Genomic DNA, 2729 nt, shown 5'->3' with positions numbered 1-2729 from the left:
CTGTCATGCGCGCGGCGGGGAGGCCCCTGAGCCGCCGGCCGCCGCGTCCTGAGCAGCACTGTCACCTGTGACCGGCCGCCCGCGGGTCTGCGCCCGCCCACGCAGCACACCGAGTTCGTAGGTGGCCAGCACTATCAACCACAGAGCGGTGATGGGGATGACAAACCACAGCATCGCGGCACTGAACGGCCCCAGCGCGTCGTGGTCGGCCGCCTGGAGCACGACGTAGGCGATGTACGCGGCGTAGAAACCGGTGAAGAGAACGCCCTCCCACCGTGCGATCGCCAGGCCGGTGAAGGCGATCGGGAGCAGTGCCAGGGACACCGCGAGCATGATCGGCAGGTCGAAGCGGATGGCCCCGGCCGCGATCTCGATCGGCGCGATGAGTGAGGTCATCCCCAGAACGGCACCTATGTTGAACATGTTGCTGCCCACGATGTTTCCGATCGCCAGGTCGCGCTCGCCTCGGATCGCCGCGACCATGCTCGTCGCGAGTTCGGGAAGGGATGTCCCGACGGCCACCACCGTGAGGCCGATGACCAGGTCACTCATTCCCCATGCCGCCGCGAGGTCGCTCGCCGCGGTGACGAGTAGCCGTGCCCCGATCACGAGCAGCGCCACCCCGGCGATCACGAGAGCGCTGTTGAGGAGGACCGGGTGCGAGGTGTCGCCGCCGGTAGGCGTCGTCTCGCCCGCGCTGTCACCGGCCGGGGCGTCCAATGCCTCGGTGGCGCGGTCTCCGTCCTGTTTGCGCGCGATGACGATCGTCGCGGTCGTATAGGTCACGAGGCCGGCGAACAGCAGCAGACCGTCGAGGAAGCTGATCGTGCCGTCGAGGGCCACCAGAAGCACGACCAGAGAGAACAGCACCATGATGGGGATGTCGACTCGCACGATCCGGGACGTCGCCACCAGAGGGGCGACGATCGCGGTCAGCCCCAGGATGAGCAGGATGTTCGCGATGTTGCTGCCCACCACGTTGCCGACGGCCAACCCCGGGTATCCGCTCAGCGCGGCATCGACGCTTACCGCGAACTCCGGCGCCGAGGTGGCGAAGGCGACGACGGTGAGTCCCACCACCAGCGGGGAGATCCCGAGGGTCGCGGCCAGACCGCCGGCGCCCCGCACCAGCACTTCGCCGCCGCCGATGAGCAGGACGAACCCCACCGCGAGCGCGGCCACCGTCAGGGCGCTCATGTCAGCTCCGATCGGGTGGTGATGAACCCCGGTCCGGCTGGCGGTGACGGCCTTGTTGCATTACCCATGGGTCGATGATCCCGTGCCGGACTCCGGTCTGTCGATGCGCCGGCAGCGATTCAGCCGGCGGAGGCGACCGCCAGCGGCAGGACAGCCGGGACCCCGGACGAGCGGAGATGCCGGGCTGCCTCGGTGATCGTCCACCCCGTCCCGAGCAGGTCGGCGACCAGGAGGACGGGGCCGTCGGACGCTGTCGACGGGCCGGAGAACGTGCCCCACAGCTGGGCCACGCGGTAGGCCGAGTTCTGGGCGGTCACCGTCGGGAGCGCCTCGTCGCGGCTGAGTTCGCCGAGGTAGTCCATACGGCCCATCTGTGACAGCGCGCGCGCCAGGCTCTGCACGAGGATCGGGTGCTCGCCGGTGAGTAGCGCCGCGACACCGGTCGGGCGGTCGTCCCAGCCCCACTCGCGCAGGACCGGTACGCAGGCGCGGGCCAGCCACTCGGGTGCGTCCTGGTCGGGCTCGGCGAGCAGGGCGCGCAGCTTCTGGCCCAGGCCCAGATCGGTGAGGCGTGCCAGAGCGCGGCCCTCCGCGGGACCGTCGGCGATCTTGCCCTTGAGCGGGACGTCGAGCTTGGCCAGGCCGGTGGGCCGCTGGCGGCGCGGAGGCAGCAGCACGCCGGGCCGCTCGAGCGCTTCGCGGGCCGGGTCAGCGCGCCCGAGTCGACGGAGGTGGTGCGTCGCTGGGGTCCGGGGGCGCAGATACGGCCAGTTCACGGGCGCCAGCCCGGGGAGAAGATCGGCTCGGTTCTGTACTCGCCACGCGCAGGTCCGCGCACCTGTCCGGACGCCAGTGGGTAACAGCGGAAACGCGTAACGATACTGGTTTCCGGGTGCTGTTGAGTCGCGGTTGATCAGGGGCCGGGTTCTTGGTGGAGTTCGGGGTAGGCGCTCCAGGTGGCGCCGCTGATGAATGCGTGGCGTTCGGTTGTTTGAGCTCTGTATCCGAACTGGGTTGCCGCGATCGCCGGGGGAATGCTGCGGACCAGCTCGCGCATCGCGCTGTTGCGTGCGCCTCGAAGATCGATCCCGTTGTCGCGGAGCTTGCCCATCAGGGTCTGCGGGTTGATGTGATGACCTGCAGTGACCCCGGGAAATAGCCACTGGGATGTTCGGTTGGCAGCGGTGGTCATGTTGGGGCGATGGGCGATGAGTGCGGTCACCGGGTCGGCGAGCGGATGCGGGAGTGCTACCTCGGCGTCGGCGAAGCGGATCCACAGGCCGTCGCTGTCGTCGGTTCTCAGTGCGTCCAGTCGGATGGCGGCGATGCGCGAAACTGGTTGCGCGCAGATCAGCAGCAGGACCGTGGCGGCTTTGACCCACACCGGGGTCTCTCGCCGTTCCAGAATCGTGGCCAGCTGAGCGTAGCGCTCATCGTCGCTGGTCATGGGACTGGTTCGAGCCCGTCGGTGGGGGAACGCGAGGTGGGCGGCCATGTGTTGGTGCTTGATGCACCACTTGACGAACATCCTG

The 2729-nt window shown here is 69.0% G+C and carries 3 protein-coding genes; all 3 read right to left on the bottom strand.

Going from position 1 to position 2729, the window contains the following annotated elements:
* Positions 1 to 3: 3 nt before the first annotated feature.
* Positions 4 to 1197: a calcium/sodium antiporter gene (locus tag ACH4F2_RS35560; protein WP_298773723.1), complete on the bottom strand. Its 1194-nt coding sequence runs from the start codon at positions 1195 to 1197 to the stop codon at positions 4 to 6.
* A gap of 119 nt (positions 1198 to 1316) precedes the next feature.
* Positions 1317 to 1874: a hypothetical protein gene (locus tag ACH4F2_RS35555; protein ID WP_298773721.1), complete on the bottom strand. Its 558-nt coding sequence runs from the start codon at positions 1872 to 1874 to the stop codon at positions 1317 to 1319.
* A gap of 236 nt (positions 1875 to 2110) precedes the next feature.
* Positions 2111 to 2729 (bottom strand): hypothetical protein (locus ACH4F2_RS35550; RefSeq protein ID WP_398136771.1); only part of this gene is annotated, 619 nt, incomplete at its 5' end.

The organism is Streptomyces sp. NPDC017890, from assembly GCF_044328675.1.
Taxonomy (GTDB): Bacteria; Actinomycetota; Actinomycetes; order Streptomycetales; family Streptomycetaceae; genus Streptomyces.
Note: the sequence above shows the minus strand (reverse complement) of the source record. Positions and strands in the feature narration are given on the sequence as shown.